This is a genomic window from Enterococcus olivae (genome assembly GCF_053760925.1).
In genome coordinates this window covers 298,125-319,428 of the sequence record NZ_JBSMVT010000001.1, presented here as the reverse complement: position 1 = coordinate 319,428, position 21,304 = coordinate 298,125, and the positions used below count along the sequence as shown (strand labels likewise).

At 40.8% G+C, this 21,304-nt stretch carries 24 protein-coding genes; 21 read left to right on the top strand and 3 right to left on the bottom strand.

Translation table 11 applies throughout. The features are described 5' to 3' along the window. The first annotated feature begins 7 nt into the window (after positions 1–7). The 8 genes from ACWODM_RS01735 (at position 8) to ACWODM_RS01700 (ending at position 8,801) form a co-directional block, all read left to right on the top strand. Positions 8–1,807 carry a phage tail protein gene (locus ACWODM_RS01735; protein ID WP_455319632.1) on the top strand — a complete coding sequence of 600 codons (1,800 nt, stop codon included), beginning with the start codon at positions 8–10 and terminating at the stop codon, positions 1,805–1,807. Between the two features lie 12 nt (positions 1,808–1,819). Beyond that, positions 1,820–2,638 (top strand): phage distal tail protein, encoded by an 819-nt coding sequence (locus tag ACWODM_RS01730; RefSeq protein ID WP_455319631.1) that lies wholly within the window; start codon positions 1,820–1,822, stop codon positions 2,636–2,638. A 12-nt stretch (positions 2,639–2,650) separates the two neighbouring features. After that, a complete protein-coding gene (locus ACWODM_RS01725; protein ID WP_455319630.1) occupies positions 2,651–4,675 on the top strand; it encodes a metallophosphoesterase family protein in 2,025 nt (674 codons plus the stop codon). A gap of 135 nt (positions 4,676–4,810) precedes the next feature. Next, positions 4,811–6,754, top strand: coding sequence for a phage tail protein (locus ACWODM_RS01720; RefSeq protein WP_455319629.1), 1,944 nt, complete (start codon positions 4,811–4,813; stop codon positions 6,752–6,754). Next, positions 6,754–7,029: a hypothetical protein gene (locus ACWODM_RS01715; RefSeq protein WP_455319628.1), complete on the top strand. Its 276-nt coding sequence runs from the start codon at positions 6,754–6,756 to the stop codon at positions 7,027–7,029. The genes ACWODM_RS01720 and ACWODM_RS01715 overlap by 1 nt, the downstream gene beginning before the upstream one ends. Beyond that, the gene (locus ACWODM_RS01710; protein WP_455319627.1) at positions 7,014–7,283 is read left to right on the top strand and encodes a hypothetical protein; all 270 of its coding nucleotides are present in this window, start codon (positions 7,014–7,016) and stop codon (positions 7,281–7,283) included. The genes ACWODM_RS01715 and ACWODM_RS01710 overlap by 16 nt, the downstream gene beginning before the upstream one ends. A 92-nt stretch (positions 7,284–7,375) precedes the next feature. Continuing rightward, on the top strand, positions 7,376–7,780 hold the full coding sequence (locus tag ACWODM_RS01705) for a phage holin family protein (RefSeq protein ID WP_455319626.1): 405 nt from the start codon (positions 7,376–7,378) through the stop codon (positions 7,778–7,780). Positions 7,781–7,820: 40 nt separating this feature from the next. Next, entirely contained in the window at positions 7,821–8,801 is a 981-nt protein-coding gene (locus tag ACWODM_RS01700) for an N-acetylmuramoyl-L-alanine amidase (RefSeq protein WP_455319625.1), read from the top strand. A 232-nt stretch (positions 8,802–9,033) separates the two neighbouring features. On the opposite strand, the gene rpmG is transcribed toward ACWODM_RS01700, so the two are convergent. Beyond that, a complete protein-coding gene (gene rpmG / locus ACWODM_RS01695) occupies positions 9,034–9,183 on the bottom strand; it encodes a 50S ribosomal protein L33 (RefSeq protein WP_455319624.1) in 150 nt (49 codons plus the stop codon). Positions 9,184–9,422: 239 nt separating this feature from the next. Between rpmG and ACWODM_RS01690 the strand changes: the two genes are divergently transcribed. The 5 genes from ACWODM_RS01690 (at position 9,423) to ACWODM_RS01670 (ending at position 12,534) form a co-directional block, all read left to right on the top strand. Beyond that, complete coding sequence (locus tag ACWODM_RS01690; protein ID WP_455319623.1) at positions 9,423–9,989, top strand: 5-formyltetrahydrofolate cyclo-ligase; 567 nt, start codon at positions 9,423–9,425, stop codon at positions 9,987–9,989. Then, positions 9,982–10,668 carry a rhomboid family intramembrane serine protease gene (locus tag ACWODM_RS01685; RefSeq protein ID WP_455319622.1) on the top strand — a complete coding sequence of 229 codons (687 nt, stop codon included), beginning with the start codon at positions 9,982–9,984 and terminating at the stop codon, positions 10,666–10,668. The genes ACWODM_RS01690 and ACWODM_RS01685 overlap by 8 nt, the downstream gene beginning before the upstream one ends. 276 nt (positions 10,669–10,944) lie before the next feature. Next, complete coding sequence (locus ACWODM_RS01680; RefSeq protein WP_455319621.1) at positions 10,945–11,151, top strand: YqgQ family protein; 207 nt, start codon at positions 10,945–10,947, stop codon at positions 11,149–11,151. Positions 11,152–11,153: 2 nt separating this feature from the next. Continuing rightward, positions 11,154–12,122, top strand: a complete 969-nt coding sequence (locus ACWODM_RS01675) for an ROK family glucokinase (protein ID WP_455319620.1) — start codon at positions 11,154–11,156, stop codon at positions 12,120–12,122. A gap of 16 nt (positions 12,123–12,138) precedes the next feature. Continuing rightward, entirely contained in the window at positions 12,139–12,534 is a 396-nt protein-coding gene (locus tag ACWODM_RS01670) for a rhodanese-like domain-containing protein (protein WP_455319619.1), read from the top strand. Between the two features lie 44 nt (positions 12,535–12,578). Here the strand turns inward: ACWODM_RS01670 and ACWODM_RS01665 are convergent, their stop codons facing one another. Further along, entirely contained in the window at positions 12,579–12,746 is a 168-nt protein-coding gene (locus ACWODM_RS01665; RefSeq protein WP_455319618.1) for a DUF3042 family protein, read from the bottom strand. 161 nt (positions 12,747–12,907) lie between these two features. On the opposite strand from ACWODM_RS01665, the gene ACWODM_RS01660 reads away from it, so the two are divergent. The 8 genes from ACWODM_RS01660 (at position 12,908) to tsaD (ending at position 20,388) form a co-directional block, all read left to right on the top strand. Further along, complete coding sequence (locus ACWODM_RS01660; RefSeq protein WP_455319617.1) at positions 12,908–14,065, top strand: galactokinase; 1,158 nt, start codon at positions 12,908–12,910, stop codon at positions 14,063–14,065. A gap of 38 nt (positions 14,066–14,103) precedes the next feature. Then, a complete protein-coding gene (galE, locus tag ACWODM_RS01655) occupies positions 14,104–15,093 on the top strand; it encodes a UDP-glucose 4-epimerase GalE (protein ID WP_455319616.1) in 990 nt (329 codons plus the stop codon). Between the two features lie 11 nt (positions 15,094–15,104). Then, entirely contained in the window at positions 15,105–16,583 is a 1,479-nt protein-coding gene (galT, locus tag ACWODM_RS01650) for a UDP-glucose--hexose-1-phosphate uridylyltransferase (protein WP_455319615.1), read from the top strand. 15 nt (positions 16,584–16,598) lie between these two features. Continuing rightward, the gene (locus ACWODM_RS01645; protein ID WP_455319614.1) at positions 16,599–17,594 is read left to right on the top strand and encodes a LacI family DNA-binding transcriptional regulator; all 996 of its coding nucleotides are present in this window, start codon (positions 16,599–16,601) and stop codon (positions 17,592–17,594) included. Positions 17,595–17,671: 77 nt separating this feature from the next. Further along, positions 17,672–18,388: a tRNA (adenosine(37)-N6)-threonylcarbamoyltransferase complex dimerization subunit type 1 TsaB gene (gene tsaB / locus ACWODM_RS01640; protein WP_455319613.1), complete on the top strand. Its 717-nt coding sequence runs from the start codon at positions 17,672–17,674 to the stop codon at positions 18,386–18,388. Continuing rightward, positions 18,372–18,908, top strand: a complete 537-nt coding sequence (rimI, locus tag ACWODM_RS01635; RefSeq protein WP_455319612.1) for a ribosomal protein S18-alanine N-acetyltransferase — start codon at positions 18,372–18,374, stop codon at positions 18,906–18,908. The genes tsaB and rimI (ACWODM_RS01635) overlap by 17 nt, the downstream gene beginning before the upstream one ends. Next, the gene (rimI, locus tag ACWODM_RS01630; protein ID WP_455319611.1) at positions 18,905–19,375 is read left to right on the top strand and encodes a ribosomal protein S18-alanine N-acetyltransferase; all 471 of its coding nucleotides are present in this window, start codon (positions 18,905–18,907) and stop codon (positions 19,373–19,375) included. Before rimI (ACWODM_RS01635) ends, rimI (ACWODM_RS01630) begins: the two co-directional genes overlap by 4 nt. Beyond that, complete coding sequence (tsaD, locus tag ACWODM_RS01625; protein ID WP_455319610.1) at positions 19,372–20,388, top strand: tRNA (adenosine(37)-N6)-threonylcarbamoyltransferase complex transferase subunit TsaD; 1,017 nt, start codon at positions 19,372–19,374, stop codon at positions 20,386–20,388. The genes rimI (ACWODM_RS01630) and tsaD overlap by 4 nt, the downstream gene beginning before the upstream one ends. 44 nt (positions 20,389–20,432) lie before the next feature. On the opposite strand, the gene metF is transcribed toward tsaD, so the two are convergent. Beyond that, entirely contained in the window at positions 20,433–21,296 is an 864-nt protein-coding gene (gene metF / locus ACWODM_RS01620; RefSeq protein ID WP_455319711.1) for a methylenetetrahydrofolate reductase [NAD(P)H], read from the bottom strand. Positions 21,297–21,304: the final 8 nt, after the last annotated feature.

Below are 21,304 nucleotides of genomic sequence, written 5' to 3'. Positions count from 1 at the left end.
TAATAAAATGGGTTCAGACATAGGCAGTATCCAAAATGCTTATCAAGGATTCGCAAAACAAAACTATACGATGCTAGATAACTTGAAGCTAGGCTACGGTGGAACGAAAGAAGAAATGGCTCGATTGCTTGAAGATGCAGAAAAGATATCCGGGATAGAATACGACATTTCAAGTTTTGCCGATGTCACTGAAGCGATTCATGTAATGCAAACTGAAATGGGGATCACAGGTACTACTGCATTGGAAGCTACAGAAACTATTCAAGGATCGCTTGCTGGGATGGGTTCAGCTTGGCAAAACTTATTGGCTGGTCTCGGAAATTCTAATGCTGATATCGGTAAATTGGTTAATGATTTAATGACCCAATTCGGGCACGTCGTCAAAAATATTACGCCAGTACTGGAAAATATCGTTAGTGCCTTACCAACGGCCATCAATGGTCTATTGGGGGCTTTAGGCAGTATGTTGCCAACATTACTGACAGCGGTCACGTCGTTATTTTCTCAAGTGCTATCAACGTTATTGACATTACTACCTCAAGTGATTCCAGTAGCGATTGAAGCGATTATGACAATCGTTCAAACGATTATTGATAACTTACCGTTGTTAATTGATGCAGCGATACAAATCATCATGTCACTAGTCACAGGTATCACACAAGCTTTACCAATGTTGATCCCGGCTGCAATTATGGCTTTAGGTGCAATCGCACAGGGAATCATCGAGAATCTACCTCTATTGATTATTGCCGGCTTAGATTTGTTACAAGCCTTAATCGATGGTATCGTACAAAACTTACCATTGTTTATTGATACAGCATTGCAATTGGTTACGTCACTAAGTGAATCACTTACAACTAACCTACCAATTATTATTGAAAAAGGAATCGAGTTGCTGCTTTCTTTAATCGATGGGATTGTTCAAATGATTCCGCAGTTGATTCCGATTGTGATTCAATTAATCGGTGTTATCGCTAACGCTATTTATTCGAACTTACCACAAATCATTCAAGGTGGGATTAAGATTTTGAACGCTTTGATTAATGGAGTTGTTCAAATAATCCCGATGCTCATTCCGATGGTTGCACAAATTTTTGCTCAGATTTTAGGAGCGATACTGGCAAACTTGCCTCAGATTTTATCTGCAGGTATTGAACTGTTAGGAACTTTAGCTTCAGGTGTCATACAAGCAATTCCAAAGATTTTAGCAACAGTACCTCAAATTTTTAGTGGGTTCTGGAGCGTTATTAAATCTCAAGATTGGTTATCAATCGGTGGCGATATTATTGCTGGGATAGCTTCAGGAATAGGTAATGCGGCAGGTGCTTTATGGGATGCTGCAAAAGGTGTCCTAGGCGGATTTAAGGACAAAGTATTGGGTTTCTTTGGAATCCACTCACCGTCTCGTTGGGGTCGTGATTTTGTCGGTAAGATGATTCCAAGAGGTATTGCAGTAGGTATCGAAGATGATGCCTATACTATGCAAGACGCTTTGACTGATGCTGCGAGTGCTTTAACGTTTGATACTGATTTTGACACAAGTTTATTTGATCCAAATAATTTAACTGGTGTGGTTACTGCTTCAAGTGGTGGTTATGTTCAAACCGGAAATAACTCAGGAAGTCAAACGAATGCGCTACTCGAAATGATCATAGAGATCCTTTATCAGCTTCTTGAGAAAGATCCAGATATTATTTTAGATGGTGATTCTGTGGTTGAAAAATTGAAAGAACGAATTAGCAAAACACTCGCAAGAATGAACAAGGATGCAGTCAGAGACAGTGGCTTGCAGCCTAAACCAATGTAAGGGGGATAGATGATGGAAGTTACATTTAATGATGAATTCAGCTTGTCTGATTTTAAGATGGCTATTTTAAAAGATTATGAACGACCACTTTTCTCCTCTTTGTCCAATAAAACCAAGAATGTTCCTGGGCGCCCTGGCGCTTGGGACTTCGGTGTGGATATTGGTGCACGAACAGAAACTTTTCCAATCGTGTGTATGGCTGTCAATCCATATGAACGAGAATTGCTTGTTCGTGATTTTGTTGGTCGCTTATTCGATCGCAGGGCTCAACCTAAGACATTTCAAATCAGAACGAATTACGATCCAGAATTATGGGTAGAATGTCGTGTGTCGGCTCAACCGAACGGGAAATACTATCGAGGGGGACATGTGGACTTTGAACTGCAGTTCACTGCGTACAATGACCCGTTTAAACGAGCAACGCAGACCGCATTCGACCCTAAAGAGCCTGTTCGTTATGGCGAAGTGACACCCGGCGATTATTACACAAATCCGGAATCCTTCGAATGGATGTACAATATCCATTACTATGGCTGTCATAACTACGGTAGCTTGGAAACCGATATTATTTTCACGATTGCAAACGGTACTGCCAAAAATCCACGGATTTTGCATTTAGAATCCGGAAGAGAATTGACTTTGCCAGATTTTACCAGTGCAACCGTTGAGATTGATACAGGAAAGAAAACCATCAAAGTGAATGGTCAAAGCGTTGTTTCTGGATCCAATATGAAATTTTTCTCGTTGTATCCAGGAGATAATGGCTTTGCTTTTAAAGGAGATACTGTGAAGGGGAAGGTTTCTTCTAGGTGGTTGCATAAATTTATGTAAGGAGATGATTAAATGCCAATTAAACCAGTAAGTGGAGAAATACAATCACAAGTTATTAATGACAATTTAAGTTATTTAGACAGCAAAAAAATTGAAATTAGTCAGGCAGGCGAAAGCTTGAAAGAAGCGATGACTGGAGGAGCCATACCATATGTTGGCGGTCAGACTGTCGACATGGGGAAATTCAATTCCGATATCCAATCCGATATCGGAGAATGGCAAGAGGTGGTTTTTACGACTAATCCCGGTCGGTGGAACAATGATGGAACTGAATTAAACTCCGAAGCTGCACTAGCTGACTACTTGCGTACAGAAATTCCGGTTATTTCGGGGTCTATAATCCGATTGCAATATGACGTAAATTTGAATAAACACTTTGTATTTCTGGACGGAGATAATAATGTAGTATCTAATCAAAATCATACTACGTGGGGAACAACTATAAATATTCCTGATAAATCAGCAAAAGTTAGAATTGATTATAGGAAAGATGCTGCTAAAATACCGCATTATTATGTGTTAAGCTATTTACCTATTGCGACAAAAAAAGAAATTGTCGAAAATATTCAAGAATATCAGAATGATTTTAAAATTAGCGGTGAGTTGCCAAACAAATCCGTTGGGTTGTACAATCTGACCAAAGAAATACAAGAGGATATTTATGATACAGAAGAAATGTCGTCCACTTGGGTGGTTGGAGGGTGGTTAGCCAACGGAAACGCAGATAACGGTACGTACGCCACTGCCAATTACTTGCGGACAGAATATATAATTCCAGAAATCGAACAGGGTCAATCTATTGTTTTGAAATGTAGACAGGCAAGTAATACTAAAGAGATCTACGAAATCGGTGAAGATAATACTGTCATAAACACCATTTTGTTTACCTCAGATGCATCGGAGCGATTTCTTATTGCGCCAATGAATCAGACAAAAAGTTTAAAAATACGAGTGTCTAATAATGTTGACCCTAAACTAGCCAGACCTATGTACGGAGGGATTGCGAGCAAAAAGTTTGTGCAAAATGCTTTGAAAGAAGTAGATATTGACAGTATACCTGATTATTGGCAAGAACACATGGATTTAAAAGTGGCTGAAATTAACGAAAAAATGCGAACGATTAATGGTGATGCGTATATTTTTCTAACGGATACACATTGGCGACATAACGACAAGATATCTCCACGATTAATTGACTATTTAATTAAACATACTCGTGTGAGGAAAGTGTTTTTTGGCGGAGATATTATTCCAGCCTTTGGAACTCATGAACAAATGATTGATGAAGCGAACGATTTTTTTAAATCATTTTCTCATCTAAATAATCAACATCAATTCTTCCCTGTTACAGGAAACCATGACTTTACAATAAGGGAAGAAAGTGGTTCTCCCAACGGAAGCACATTAAGCATAAGAGAACAGCACAACTACTTTTCGCAGCCAACGGACAACTATATCGATTTTCCATCAGAAAAGTTGTATTACTTTACAGATAACAGAAATAAAAAGATACGATACGTCTTTATTAATCAACACGAAAGAGTTACTGATACTGAAGCGTACTGGAGTTTGGAATTTTATGTTTCCCAAGAGCAAATTGATTGGTTGATTAATAAAGCATTGAATGTTGAAGAAGATTGGAAAATTGTTGTTATAGGTCACGTTCCTGTAGTCCCTGAGATGCGTTCATATCAAAGCGCATTCGATATTCTTAAAGATATATTTGAGGCTTATAATAGCAGATTAAGCCTTAATGCTTCTTATGCAGATAAGACTGTTAACCATGATTTTTCAGATAGGCACGGTGAAATTATTTTATATCAATGTGGTCACAATCATAGAGATCAATTCCACGAGTCCGACACTATGCTATATTTGTCCACTGGATGCGACGCTAGATACGACGATGATTCGTGGGATAGAATTAGAGAAACGGATAGTGAGCAGTTGTTCGATGTGGTTATTATCGACAAGAATAATTCTATTGAAACAGTACGAATAGGAGCTGGAGAAGACAGAATATTTGAAGGGACGTGATTAAATGATTTCAATCCTAAACCAAAACCGAACCAAAACCGCAATACTAGAAAACGCCTATAATGTCTCCTACGAGAAGCAAACCAACTCTACCTGGTCTGCTTCTTTTAATTTAGAATTGAGGTGATCAACTAAATGATAATCAAAGTTTTATCCCTAGAACGTGAATATGTCGCAGTTCTAGAAAATGCCTATAATATAGGCTATGACAAAAAAACGAATTCCATCTGGTCTGCCAATTTCAAACTTCCATTAGATGATGAAAAAAATGAACAGGTCCAGCATTTCCGTTTCGTTGAATTATGGGAGACGGAAGACGAACGAGATGAGGATTATATCGGTTTGTTTCAAATCATGCCGAAAGAAACCAATGTCAATACGCAAAACGAAGAGATTTCCTACGAGTGCAGGCATGTATTACGCACACTCATGGGGAAATCTCTTTTTAAATTGCATCAAAGCGATGGTCATACCACAAAAGAAAACCTTGAATGGTTGCTATCAAAACAGGATTATGACGAAACGTATTGGACTCTTGGGCAATGTGAGTTTACCAGGTATTTTTCTTATGCGTTCGAAAACGAGAATTTGCTAAACGCTATCCTTTCCATTCCTCGTCCATTCGATGAGCAATATCGTTGGACTTGGAATACAAGAGTATTTCCTTGGGTGCTGAACCTTGTAAAAGTTCCAGCAGAACCTGTTTGTCGTTTGACAGAGGGACATAACTTAGTAGGGTTTAAAATCGAAGAAAATCCCAATGATCTATTCAACCGAATATATGGCTTGGGTAGTGGTGAGGGTGTCAATCAATTGGATGTAACCAAAATCAATGATGGCAAGCCTTACGTGGAAAATCAGCAGTCGATTGATCGATACGGATTGCAGGAATATATCTTTGCCGACAAACGTTTTACGGTCAAAAATAATCTGTTAGAAACAATGAAGACGATGCTTAATAAGTTTAGTCGTCCGCTTGTTTCGTGGGAATGTACAGCAGCTTACTTGTATCAGCTGACAGGAGAATCTATTGATAAATTCCGAGAAGGCGAAATTGTCCGAGTGTACACAGAACAATTTGGCACTGTTGATTTACGGATTGTTCGCGAAAAGCGTCAAAATATCGGAGAAAATCCGGGAGACATTGAATTGGAACTTGGCGACGTTCAAGAGGATTTAGGCACGACTGCAACGGACGTCGAACGACGGCAGCAGATTAACGAGCTTTGGAGTCAAGGCGCAACTAATGTGATTCCGTATATTTTTATCGCAGAAGCGGATCAAGACAATCCAATTGTTTTCGATCCATTTTTTGACGATGATTTCGTGCATATCAACACAGCCGAGTTGTCTATCAAAACGACTAAATTCCGGGCAACGTCCAAAGCGAATGAAAGTATTCCACAACACGTTTCTAGCTCAACCAGTTCTGCAGGTGGGGCTTATGTTTCGAGTGCCACATCTAGCGCAGGTGGTGCAAGCGTGCAATCCGCAACCAGTCAAGCAGCTGGACAAAGCACGCAGACGTCTTCTGCTAACGGAAGCCATCGACACAGAATGTTTGTCAGAAACGACATCACAGGACCGATCGGGTATGAACCTAGACCTTATGCAGCATATCAACAAGCAGCTGTTCAGCTTAACGTGTCGAGCTTTAATGATTTGTACACCGAGCAAGCTGCAGACAACCATACTCACTCAGTGACTACACCTGCACACACTCACAACGTGTCAATCAATATTCCTGATCACACTCACAACGTGTCAATCAATATTCCGGCACATACACACGATGTCAGTATCACAATTCCTGGTCATACGCACGATATCATTTACGGGATCTTTGAGTATTCAAATCTGCCGTCTAATCTCGACATTCGTGTCGACGGCAAGAAAATCACTGAGACAAGCACGAATTTCGAACGGTTCAACATCATTCCGTATCTGGATCAAACGCCAGAAGAAAATGTCGCAAGAGGGAATCACACGATCGAGATCCGACCGAATGACTTGGCACGTGTCCAAGTGACGTTGATTCTTCGTGTATTTATTCGATCAAACTTAGGAGGAGAATTTTAATGACAGAACAAGTAAAAGATGGCGTTATGCAGATTTTGCTAAAAAATGGCGTCAATGTGCAAATTGGCGTGCACGGCGAATCGGAATTCAAAATGAAAAAGGATTCGTTGCTGAAGAGTACGAAGGAATTTGTGACGATTATTGACACCTGCACGATTCGGAAAGAGGACATCAGCTTGATTGAGTATTTCCCACTGGACAAAACTGCAGGTATTGACGAAAAAGAAGAAACCGAAACGAAAAAAGGAGGTTGGCTGAAATGGCTAAGAAAGTAATTGTAACCACACAAGGCGTAGTCGATGGGCGTTCAACTAATGTAGCGAAAGAAATTGTCACGGATGATTTCGACTTGCGCGAGGACTACTACGACTACATGAACGGTGTAAAAACAGGTCCGCACGGAAACTCTGTTAATGGTGCAATGATCGGTTCGAACTATTATGTTAGGTTTGCTGATGTGATTGATATCAGCGTTGAGGAGATTGAAGATGAACTGACAGATCAGGATCAAGAAGATGAAGAGGTATAACGTATGGCGACTAATCACTATCGGATTGGTCGCTTTTTGGTCAGTGGTGGCTTGGTTGTATTTAAAATAAAGAAAAGGTGAGGAAGATGGAAATGACAGTATTTTATGGGTATTTATTAAAGTTGATCGAAACAGCAGAGGGCAGAGTGATGTATGTATTGACCGCAATTTGCGTGGCAATGATCATCGACTTTTTATCTGGAACGGCAGCTGCAAGGATGAATCCGGACATCGAATTTCGTAGTAAGATCGGTATCAACGGCATTATTCGCAAGGTGGCCAGCGTGGTGCTATTAATGTTCTTTATCTTGATCGCTCCGCTGATTCCGGGCGGTATGGGGTTAGCTCTACTCTATACGCTATACCTTGGATATCTGGTGATGGAGATCAAATCTATTTTCGAGAATTACGAAAAAATGGGACTAGAAACAGGGACACTCAAGGAATTTGTTGAAAAGTTGACACAAGGAAAATCTAACGATGGGGATCAGTCATAGACTGGTCCTTTTTTAATACAAAAAAATAGGAGGTGCTATCATGCGAGAAATCATTAAAATGATCAGTAAGTATAATCACCACAGTGGCAATAGCCCACAATACATCGTGATCCACGATGTGGGTGCTGTGTCTAGCGCTCGGAACAATGCTCTCTATTTTGGTGGAGGCAATCGTCGAGCGTCTGCTCACTACTTTGTAGACGATAAAGAAACAGTGCAGGTGGTGGAAGAGTATAACGGAGCTTGGCACGTAGGTGACGGGGGAGGACGCTACGGGATTCACAATAGCAACTCGATCGGTATCGAACAATGTCTGCAGCCTAACAAAACGATTTCGGAGGCTACTCGCAAACACACCCTAGAGTTGACTAAGCATTTGATGGCGAAATACAATATCCCTGCAAGTCGAGTTGTTCGCCATTATGATGCCAGTCGCAAGATTTGCCCTCGAGCTTGGTCGCCGAACAATTGGGCGAACTGGTTACGCTTTAAGTCCGATGTGCTAGGCAATGTAGCGACCGTTAAGCCACCTAAAACAGAGGTCAAGACTGAAACCAAGACTAAACCGAAATACAAAGAAGAAAAATTTACTGTTCAGCAAGTGACTGATGTCTCTTTAAATATTCGAACCGAGCCAAATACAAGTAGTCGAGTAGTAAGAACGCTCAAACCTGGTACCAAATTTACGCCTTCGTTGATCGTTCGTAATGGCGAGAAGGTCAATGACTACACAACTTGGTGCAAACATCCCGAGGGTTGGGTGAGCATGGCTTATACAACACCTGTCAAAGTGGCTAAAGCGACTAAAAAATTAAAAGGCGAGGATCTACCAAGCAAAGGATCTTACAAGTTTACTTCTAACACCAATATCCGTTCAGGTGCAGGTACAAACCATGGTATCGTCGGACTGTACAGAAGAGGTAAGACTGTGCATTACGATCGCAAAGTAGTTGCAAACGGTTATGTATGGTTGAGTTATATTGGCCATAGTGGTTACCGTCGTTATGTTGCAGTGACTTAATATTAGATTAAAAAAATCTGTTTAAGATGTGATTCAACCCACGCTGATGATAAAGGCGTGGGTATACATAGAAAAAATCAAATGGCTACGTTTTGTCGTTATATAATAGTAGAAAAAAATAAATACTAAAAAATTGTTGTCGGAGTCAATTCCGGAGTCAAAAGTAAATTTACAAAAAATAAAAGTGTTAGAACGCTGTTATATCAACGGGTCTAACACTTTTTTATTTTTATTATTTTGTTTCACGGTGCAAAGTAACTTTTCTTTCACGTGGGCAATATTTTTGTTTTTCCAAACGATCTGGTGAGTTACGTTTGCTCTTGCTTGTTAAGTAGTTACGTTCTTTACAAGAAGTACACTCTAATGTAATGTTTACGCGCATGTATTTTCCCTCCCATATAACTAGAATCCTCTAAGACATCTCTCAGACCAAACTATAATATCATGTTTATAATCAGAAATCTAGCCTTTTAGACAAAAATTGTTAAGTAATTTTACTTGACGATTCTTTTTGGAAATATTAAGTGAGGATAGGCGGATCAGCGGATACGTGTTAAAATAAGAAGATGCAGCTAGCAAAGTGGCTAATTTAGCTTACTATTCCTTGAGGAGAGTGACAACATGGAAAAAACACAACTTCGTCAGCTGGGAATCGAACGATTGAAAAAACTGGCGGAACATAAGAAAAAGAAACAACAAAAAGAGGAAGTGATCCGGGAACTCTTTTTTTCATCTAGATTGTGGAAAGAAGCGAGAGTGATTGGTCTCGTTCGCTCAACTTCTTTTGAGTTCGACACAGCTCCAATCGTTGCACGAGCGCTGAAAGAGAAGAAAGTTGTCGTTATACCAAAGTCTTTACCAGCTAAACAATTGGCATTTTATGAAGTGGATGAACAAACTTCTTACAGAACGACAAACTTCGGAGTAGAAGAGCCGATCAGTAATTCTTATGTAACTAAAGATGAGATCGACTTACTCCTTGTGCCAGGGATCGTCTTTTCATCCAAAGGCTATCGCATTGGCTTTGGTGGTGGCTTTTACGATCGCTATCTAAGTGATTTTGAAGGAAAGACCTGCAGTTTGGTTTTTTCAGAGCAATTGAATGATGATTGGGAGCCTTTTACCTTTGATCAGCCAGTAGCTAGAATCTATACAGATCAGGTAAAGGATGTGGCTGCTTATGAATAAATTATCATTCAAACGTTTCTTAAACACTCCCTATATAACTAATAGTTTCTTGGCAATCCAAACAACAGTCTTCCTTTTAGCTACGCTATTTCCAGGGCTATATATTGAGTTTCGAGGGTCAATGATCGGGCAGTTGGTTGTTTTTAATCAAGAGTATTGGCGATTTATCACACCTGTATTTATTCACTATGGACTGATGCATTTTGCAGTCAACTCAGTTGTTCTTTATTTTATGGGACAGCAGGTGGAAGCCATTTATGGGCATGGTCGCTTTCTGCTCATTTATTTGATTAGTGGTATCTCAGGGAATGCGTTGAGTTTTGCCTTTAATTCGATTGGTGTCCAATCAGCGGGTTCAAGTACGGCATTGTTTGGCTTATTTGGTGCCTTTGTTATTTTAGGCGTCCATTTTAGAGAGAATCCAGCCATTCAAGGGATGGTCCGGCAATTCGCTTTGTTTGTCGGAATGAGCTTCTTATTTGGGATGTTTGGTTCATCTATTGATATTTGGGGACATTTGGGTGGCTTCCTTGGTGGGATTCTTATGGCAAACATTGTCGGACTTCCAAAAAATCTGCGGGTATATTCTATCCATGTCCGCATTATTTCCGGCATTCTCTTATTTTCAATGCTTCTGTTTTGTTTGCTGTTTGCTTTCGGAAAGTATGGAGTGATGTAGTAAGACAACGAGGATCAAGGATAAGGATGCTGATACTGACAGGAATTCGTTTGCCTGTCTTATCGGTATTCTTATTTTTTATTGAATGCTCCTAAAAAAATTCACTGATTTTTCAAAATAAGATTTGTCAAATATGGTATAATCATTTAGTGGGAACCAAACAAAAAGAACAAGCCTTAAAGGATGCGTGACGCTCTTTTAGAACACGCTGTTGAGTCACAAGATTAGAGTTTAAAAAAGTGTCAAATACTTGTATAATGTTTAGGAAGTGTGTTTATGGAAACTTTATATGATGTGCAGCAATTATTCAAACGATTTGGTATGTATATTTATGTAGGGAAACGGATCTATGACATTGAATTGATGGCGATCGAGTTAAAAAAACTATTTGAGTCACATCTGATTGATCAGGAGACCTATATCAAAGCACGGAATATCTTGATTCGAGAACACCGTATTGAAGAAAATAGAGAGGAAGTCTGACAATGGATGAAAAGAAAATTATTGGAATCGACTTAGGTGGTACAACAGTTAAATTTGCGATCTTAGCGATCGATGGTGAGATCCAGCAAAAATGGAGCATTGAAACAAATATTTTGGATGAAGGCTCGTACATCATCCCTGAAATCATCGAGTCGATCAACCACCGTTTGAATTTATACGATATGAAGGCAGAAGACTTCATCGGTATTGGCATGGGAACACCGGGAAGTGTAGATATTGAAGCAGGAACCGTGATTGGTGCGTACAATTTAAATTGGCGTACATTGCAGCCGGTTCGTGAACAAATCGAAGAGGGAACAGGTATCCGTTTCAAACTGGACAATGATGCCAATGTTGCTGCGTTGGGTGAACGCTGGAAAGGTGCCGGTGAGAATGATCCCAATGTTATTTTTATGACCCTAGGCACAGGTGTTGGTGGCGGAATCATCATGGAAGGTCAGTTGCTTCATGGACATGGTGGCTGTGCTGGAGAAATCGGGCACGTCACGGTTGAGCCCCATGGGTTTGAATGTACATGTGGGAAAGTCGGCTGTCTGGAAACTGTTGCCAGCGCAACTGGAGTTGTCCGAGTGGCGCGTCAGTTGTCTGAAGAGTACGCTGGAGATTCTGAATTGAAGCGTCGTTTGGATGATGGGCAAGCCATCACAAGTAAAGACGTCTTTGTTTTAGCAGAACAAGAGGATTCTTTTGCTTTGATGGTCGTTGACAAAGTCTGTTTCTATCTAGGATTTGCTTGTGGTAATCTAGGAAATACATTGAATCCATCAAGTATCGTGCTAGGTGGTGGAGTTTCTGCGGCTGGAGAGTTTTTACGTAGTCGTGTTGAAAAATATTTCAACGAATACACATTCCCACAAGTACGTGAGAGTACAAAAATCAAATTAGCAGAATTAGGTAATGATGCCGGTGTTATCGGCGCAGCATCCTTAGCCTTGCAGTTTGTACAGTAGAGAGGTAGAGAAAAGAATGACTTTATTTAGAACAATCACGGTAGCATTAGTTGTAGTTTTTGTTGTTATTGGTTTGAACTGGCTTTATTATGAAATCATGGGAAAACGCTCTGCAAAGATCGTTTCACAGGAAGAATTTCGCGAAGGCATGCGTAAGGCGCAAGTCATTGATGTTCGTGAAAAAAATGAATTTGATGCTGGACATATCATGGGAGCACGCAATATCCCCTTCACTGTATTGAAGCAGTCGATAACTGCGATCCGTAAAGATCAGCCTGTTTATTTGTACGATAGCACGAAAACATTGAGTGTTCGTGCAGCGAACAAACTACGTAAAGAAGGATACAAAGAGATTTATGTCCTAAAAGAAGGCTATGATGGCTGGGATGGAAAAACAAAAAAGAAAAATTAAACAAAAGACGAGTGACTGTCAAAAGTCACTCGTCTTTTCTATGTTTATCTGGCAAAACTTTTACGATTTGCTTTGCGGCGATTTTGTTCGATAGCCGCGTCTCTCTCATCGATCGGATCAATGACCTGCTTTTTGATCGTTGCAAGCAAACCAATTGTTGCGGCAGTTGTTGCAAGAGAACCTACAACAAATCCTGTCATAAATTTTTTCATTGTTCCTTCACCTCACTTCATACATCTTACCTCCATTATGACGGAACAATCGTATTTTGAAAAGTAATATCTCTATTCAAAAAAATAATCAGTAAAAAAGTAGATAAAATTTAGTAAATATTTTATAATGGATTTACTAATAGAAAGTGGAGGGCAAGTGAATGAAACAATTGCAAGTGATTTTTGAGGAAAAATTTGGGCGAAAAGCAACAGGCGAATATTTTGCTCCAGGTCGAATCAACCTAATCGGAGAACATACCGATTACAACGGTGGAAATGTGTTTCCAGCGGCAATCACATTAGGAACATACGGTCTGGCAGGAAAAAGAGAGGACAAAGAAGTCCATCTTTATTCTGAGAATTTTCAAGAAAAGGCAGTTATCAGCTTTTCTTTGGAAGATTTGTCTTATGATAAGGCACATGATTGGGGAAATTATCCCAAGGGAGTCATTCGTTATTTGAAGGAAACAGGTTATACGATCGAGCAAGGCTTTAACGTTGTTTTTTATGGGAATATTCCTAACGGCGCAGGCTTGTCTTCCTCTGCATCGATCGAACTATTGACAGGTGTTTTATTGCAAGATTTATTCGATCTGAAGATTGACCGTCTAGATTTAGTAAAAATCGGTAAAAAAGTGGAAAATGAGTTTATTGGTGTCAATTCAGGAATTATGGATCAGTTTGCGATCGGTATGGGACAAAAAGATCACGCTCTTTTATTAGACACGAATACTTTGGCTTATGAAGTAGTTCCAGCAGCTTTTGGTGATTACGTCGTAGCCATCATGAATACGAATAAGCGTCGTGAGTTGGCAGACTCCAAGTACAATGAAAGAAGAAGTGAGTGCGAGGAAGCGTTACGCAGACTGCAAACAAAACTCTCTATTCAGTCTTTGGGAGAATTGGATGAGCAAACATTTTCTGAACATGCGACAATTATTGAAGATGAGACGTTGGTCAAACGCGCCAAGCATGCGGTGACGGAGAATCAACGGACACTCAAAGCGAAAGCAGCTTTAGAAAAAGGTGATCTTGAAACGTTCGGCCTTCTGTTAAATGCTTCCCATGCTTCTTTGAAGGAAGATTATGAAGTCACCGGTATCGAATTAGATACGCTGGTAGCGGCTGCTCAAAAACACCCAAGTGTACTTGGGGCGAGAATGACTGGAGCTGGCTTCGGAGGTTGTGCGATCGCACTTGTCAAACAGGCTGATTGGGAAGCATTTGTTGCAGCAATTTCTGAGGAATATCTAAGTGAAATCGGCTATGCTACAGATATTTATCAAGCAAGCATTGATGATGGCGCCAGAAAGCTATAGAATAGTAAAGAGAAAATGAAATGAAAAGAGGATGAAACATGTCAATTTTAGTATTAGGAGGCGCAGGGTACATTGGTTCCCATGCAGTCGATCAGTTAGTCAATAAAGGATATGAGGTTGTCGTGATCGACAATTTGTTAACGGGCCATCGTCAAGCGATCCACGAAGCTGCTCGTTTTTATGAAGGCGATATTCGAGACAAAGACTTTGTCAAAGAGGTCTTTGATAAAGAGGAAATTGAAGGCGTGATCCATTTTGCAGCCAGCTCTCTTGTGGGTGAATCAGTGGAAAAGCCGTTGAAATATTTTAATAACAATGTGTATGGCATGCAGATCCTGCTAGAAGTAATGCAGGAATACAAGGTCAAAAACATTGTCTTCTCTTCAACTGCTGCTACTTATGGCGAACCAGAAGTTAGTCCGATCTCTGAAACAACACCAACCAATCCTAAAAATCCATATGGTGAAAGCAAGCTGATGATGGAAAAAATGATGAAATGGTGTGACAATGCCTATGATATGAAATTTGTTGCCTTGCGTTATTTCAACGTAGCAGGAGCAAAAGCAGATGCTTCAATCGGAGAAGATCATGATCCAGAAACACATCTAGTACCGATCATCTTGCAGGTGGCTTTAGGTCAACGCAAAGAATTGAATATTTTTGGGGATGACTACGATACACCAGATGGTACATGTATTCGTGATTATGTCCATGTAGAAGATTTGATCGCAGCGCATATCTTAGCCTTAGAGTATTTAAAGGCTGGCAATGAAAGCAATGTCTTTAACTTAGGAAGCAATAATGGATATTCTGTGAAGGAAATGCTAGAAGCAGCACGTAAAGTCACACAAAAAGAGATCCCAGCAATGATCGCTCCGAGACGTGCGGGAGATCCAAGTACGCTGGTAGCATCAAGTGAGAAAGCAAAAACTGTTTTAGGCTGGGAACCGGAATACACAGATGTCCAAAAAATCATTGAGACCGCGTGGAACTGGCATGTCAGTCGTCCCAATGGCTATGAAGAATAGAAGGTGAAGAGATGCTGAGTCAAACGATTACTGATTTTACAACATTAGCTATTGCAGCAGGTGGTTGGATGGAAATGGATCGTCTTTACTTACAAAATCGTGTGTTGGGAATGATCGGCGAAGACCAGCTGGAGCAGACAGAGATTCGTAAAGTTCAACGATCTTCAACCGAACTTTTGGATGAGCTGGTGGCAATGGCTAGAAAGAATCAAATCATTGAAGAGACCCTTTCTGCCACGGAGATTTTAGAGGCTGAATTAATGGACCTGCTGACACCACCACCTTCAGTTGTCAATGCTTTTTTTGCCCAGCACTATGCAAAGGATCCACAAGAAGCGACGCGCTACTTTTTTGAGTTGTGTAAAAACAATGACTATATCAAGACAAGGGCCATTGCTAAAAATGATTACTTTTTGGCTAAAACTGAATATGGTGAGCTAGAAATTACCATCAATCTGTCGAAGCCGGAGAAAGATCCAAAGCAAATTGCTGCTGAGCGTCATGCTGGTTCGGCAAACTATCCTAAATGTATGTTATGTATGGAAAACGAGGGTTACAAAGGACGGGTCAATCATCCGGCACGAACGAACCACCGCATCATTCGAATGAATCTCGATGGTGAAGCATGGGGCTTCCAGTATTCTCCCTATGCTTACTACAACGAACATTGTATCGTTTTGTCGGAAGAACATCGCCCAATGAAAATCAATCAACAAACGTTTGAACGCCTACTACAGATCGTGGAGGTTTTGCCACACTACTTTGTTGGTTCAAACGCCGATTTGCCAATCGTTGGTGGATCGATCCTGTCTCACGATCATTATCAAGGAGGAAACCATGAGTTTGCCATGGCGAAAGCACCGGTCGAACGGTCCTTCGCAATTTCAGATTTTTCCGATATTCAGGCAGGAGTGGTCAAATGGCCAATGTCTGTCATTCGTCTAGCTGCCAAAGACAAGCAATCACTGATCGAAGCAGCGGAACATATTCGTTTAAAATGGAATGAATTCTCTGCGCCAGAGCTGGACATCGTTGCCTATTCTGAAGATGGGACACCTCATCATACAGTGACACCGATCGCCAGAAAAAAAGCCGACAACTTTGAGTTGGATCTTGTTCTTCGAGACAACAATGTTTCAGATGAGCATCCAGATGGGATTTTTCATCCACATCAGGATGTCCATCATATCAAGAAGGAAAATATTGGCTTAATCGAAGTCATGGGTTTGGCGGTGTTGCCACCACGGCTTAAAACAGAATTGCAGGAAGTCCAAGGCTATTTATTGGATCAGACGAAGGCGATAGCAGCATACCATCGTCCATGGGCTGATAAAGTCAAAGAAAGCTACGAGCTATCAGAAGAAAATGTACAAGAAGTCTTGGAAAAGGAAGTTGGGATGATTTTTGCCCGTGTTCTTGAAGATGCAGGGGTCTTCAAACGGACACCGACAGGTCAGGCAGCATTCGATACATTCATAGAGCTACTTTAAAGAGGAGGAGAGACAATGGCAACAATCAGAGATATTGCTGAACAAGCAGGGGTTTCTCCTGCAACAGTTTCTCGTGTATTGAATTACGATGCTGAACTTTCTGTAGGTCAGGAAACCAAACAACGAATTTTTGAGATCGCAGAATCACTCAACTATACGAAACATAAAAATAAAAAAAGAGAACAAATGACCTTGCGTTTGGTTCAATGGTATGACGATGAAGAGGAGTTGGCAGATTTGTATTATCTGGCGATCCGTCTGGGCATCGAAAAGCAGGCAGAAGCGCTGAATATCCGCTTGTTGAAAGAATCTTTGAATCAATTGTCAGAGACCATCGTATCGGGTACGATCGCTTTAGGAAAATTCGATCCAAGACAAATTCGTCGTTTAGAGAAGCTAGAAGGTAAATTATTATTCGTGGATTCGAATCAGTCCAACTTTCATCATGACGCGGTTGTTGTTGATTTTGATCAAGGAGTGGAATTGGTCATCGATCAATTTATCAAAGAGCAGCATCAGGAGATCGCGATCCTTTCCGGAATCGAATACACTAAAGAAAGCAACTATCAAATCGCAGATCCTCGTTTGCAAGCCTTTAAAGAACGATTGACCCGTTTGAAGCTCTATCAAGAGGAATATCATTTGGAAGGGGATTTCACAGTTGATGGAGGCTTTCGAGCGATGCAGACTTTCTTGGAATCTGCTGAAAAACGCCCAACGGCTTTGTTTGCTGCCAGTGATGCTCTAGCGATCGGAGCGATTCGGGCAATCAAAGAATCAGGGTTAAAGATTCCCGAAGACATTTCGGTGATTGGCTTCAACGATGTGAGTGTGGCGAAGTATGTCAGTCCAGCACTTTCCACGATTCGTGTGTATACCGAATGGATGGGAGAATTGGCTGTCACTACATTGGTGGATTTGATCAAGGAGCCGGCACCGATCTCCAAACGAATTGTCATTGGCACAGAGCTGGTTTTGCGAGAGTCTACCTTAACGAAAACAACCGATTGATTTGAAAAGAAACTTTGGAATTCTATGACGGTTTTGTGTTAGAATATGGTGGAACTTGAAAAGGCAGGTAAAAAAGAATGAACGTACTGGCAATCGATACATCAAATCAAACAATGGCTGTTGCAGTGATCGACCAGCAGAAAGTACTGGGACAAATCCAAACGACTGTCAATAAAAATCACAGTCAGACATTGATGCCGGCGATCGAGACACTGATGGCCTCTATTGGAATAACCCCCAAGGAATTGGAGCGCATCGTGGTGGCTCAAGGTCCGGGATCTTATACAGGTTTGCGTATTGGTGTAACGACGGCAAAAACGTTGGCCGATACGCTAAACATCGAGTTAGTCGGTGTTTCTAGCTTAAAGACAGTAGCTGCTAATTGTACCGGCAGAAAAGAATGGATTGTACCCTTGTTTGATGCTAGACGGCAAAATGTTTATGCGGGTGCATATGAATGGCAGTCCCAGGAATTGGTCAATGTCATTCCAGATCAGCATATCTCTTTGAATGACCTGCTGGAGCAGTTGAAAGAAAGAGATGTCTATTTTGTTGGAGAAGACGTGCATAAATTTCAAGAAGAAATCCAGCAAGCATTGCCAACGGCTATTTGTAATACAGAATTAAGCTGGGACTATCCAAATGGAGTGATTCTGGCAGAGCTGGGGTCTAAAGAAAAAAATGGTGTATCGATCCACCCATTTCTTCCTCGATATTTAAAACGAGTCGAAGCCGAAGAAAAATGGCTGGAAACTCATGATCTGAAAGAAGAAAGCTATGTTGAAAAAATTTAAATCATTTTTACCCTTTTTCCTAAGAAGCGGAAGTAGTTATCTAGAGAAGACACAAATAATCGAGGCCGATTCTTACACAATCAGAGAAATGACACCCGGAGACATCAAAGAACTTATCCAGCTGGAGCGCCTTGTGTATGATGGACACATTCCATGGACAAAGAGTGCCTTCTTGTCTGAATTGTATTCAAGACATGTGCATCAGTATTTGTGTCTGTTGATAGAAGATCAAATCATTGGTTTTGTTGGCGTTCGTGTGGTATTTGATGATGGTCATTTGACAAACATTGCGATCCTTCCAGAGCATCAAAACAAAGGGCTTGGTTCGCTGCTAATGAATGAAGCTGAACAATTTGCACGCAAAAATCGTTGCCAAACCATGTCTTTGGAGGTTCGATTGAGCAATCGTGATGCACAGCGTATTTATAGAAAGCACGGCTTTGAATCGCGAAGAATCTTAACAGCATACTACAATGAGGGCAATGAAGATGCCTTGGATATGGTGAAGTTTTTAAAATGACAATGATCAAAAGCAAACATTTTTATCAAACACATGATTTAGCTGCTGCCTTATATGCGTGTGCAGCTACGAGCTATACCCACGGTTCTCCATGGTCGCTGGAGCAGTTCATTGAAGATCTGCATAATCCTCAAAGTGAGTATCTACTACTGGAAAAGGACGGAATCGCTGGGTTTTTAGGCTATCATCAAATTTTTGATGAGATAGAGATTTTCAATATAGTGGTGAGTGCAAAGGAAAAGAATCAAGGTTACGGGCGTTATTTGTTGAAAGAACTTTTTCGGGTGGCAAAGGAAGAACAGGCAACACAGATTCTTTTAGAAGTTCGAGTGTCTAATCTTTCAGCCCAAAAGTTGTACTTAAGCCACGGCTTCGAGGTTGTGGCTCGTAGAAAAAATTACTATCAAGCACCTGTTGAGGATGCCTTGATCATGATAAAGAAAGTGAGGCCGGATTTGATCAAATGAGAGAATTGATTTTAGCAATTGAAAGTAGCTGTGATGAGACGAGTGTGGCGGTGATTGAAGATGGTTCTCAAATTTTGAGCAATATCGTAGCCTCTCAAATCAAAAGCCATCAGAGATTTGGCGGAGTCGTACCAGAAGTAGCCAGTCGTCATCATGTGGAACAGATTACCCTGTGTATCAATGAAGCACTAGAGGAAGCTGGAGTAGAAATAGCTGAACTTTCTGCTGTTGCGGTAACCCAAGGACCTGGATTAGTAGGTTCCTTACTGATTGGGATCTCAGCAGCCAAGGCCTTTGCTTGGGCTCATGGTCTTCCACTGATCCCTGTCAATCACATGGCAGGGCATATTTATGCGGCTCGTTTCGTTCAGCCATTGGTTTTTCCATTGCTCGCTTTGCTAGTTAGTGGTGGACATACTGAGTTGGTTTTGATGGAAGAAGACGGGTCCTTTAAGATCATTGGTGAAACGAGAGACGATGCTGCAGGAGAAGCTTATGACAAGGTAGGGCGTGTCTTAGGACTGCCTTATCCAAGTGGTAAAGAGATCGATCGTTTGGCACATATCGGAAAAGATAGCTATGCTTTTCCAAGAGCGATGATCCATGAAGACAATTTTGACTTTAGCTTTAGTGGACTGAAAAGTGCCTTTATCAATCTGGTCCACAATGCAGAACAACGGGAAGAGACCCTATCGACGGAGGACCTGGCTGCTAGTTTTCAAGCAAGCGTTGTCGATGTACTTGTAGCGAAAACCGTGCGTGCCTGTCAAAAATATCCAGTCAAGCAGTTGATTGTTGCTGGTGGAGTCGCAGCAAATCAGGGCTTACGTGAAGCTCTGGAAAAAGTGGTCTCTGAGGAGTTACCAGAAGTAGATCTGTTGATTCCACCTTTACGCCTCTGTGGTGATAATGCAGCAATGATCGGTGCTGCTGCACATGTAGAATTGGCAAAAGGACATTTGGCAAACATGACTTTGAATGCTGTCCCAAGTTTGGCTTTCTCAAGAAAATAAAAAAGAAGTTTGCGATATTTACGTCAAATATCGCAAACTTCTTTTTATATTGCTACTTCTTCTTTGAATAATGTTTTGGTCGCTCGGTAGATATTTAAAGCTGTTTGTGAATGATTCATTGTATAAAGATGAATCCCAGCTGTATCTTGAGTGACTAGATCGACGATTTGATCGATTGCATAGGCTAGACCTGCTGCCCGCAAAGATTCAGGATCATGTTCATATTTTTCTAGGATAGCAATAAATTTTTTAGGTAGTGCTGTTTGTGTGGTTTTGATCAGGCGTAGCGCTTGATTTCGATTGATGATCGGCATGATCCCTGCATAAATAGGGACATCGATGCCTAAGATATCACAGTTTTCACGAAAGCGATAGAAAATCTCGTTGTCAAAGAAAAGTTGTGTGATTAAGTCGTCACAACCGCTATCGACTTTCTTCTTCAGATTCTGCAGATCCTCGACACGATTTTTAGCTTCTGGATGAATCTCAGGATGACAGGCACCGCTGATTTGAAAGCTAGGTTCTTCTTCTTTGATAAAATGGATCAAATCGCTGGCATGTTCAAAATCTCCGACGGGTTGCTTGTCTTCGTATATATCTCCCCGCAAAGCCAAAATACGATTGGTCTTGAATCTTTTGAGTATTTGGATCGCTTCACGAATGTCTTCTTTGGAAGAATAAGCAGCAGTCAAATGAGCAATACTAGGAACTTCCAGATTTTTTTGAATATATCCTGCTAATTTTAAGGTAGTTGTTTTCAAATCAGCATTTTTATTGCTGCAGGTCACACTGATGAAATGAGGACCTAAGTCGTGCAATTCATCTAGTGTGTCCAAAAGCAATTCATTCGATGTTTTGGTATTCGGAGGAAATATTTCAAAAGAAAGGGAAGGGCGCTGCCTTTCCAAAAGATCTG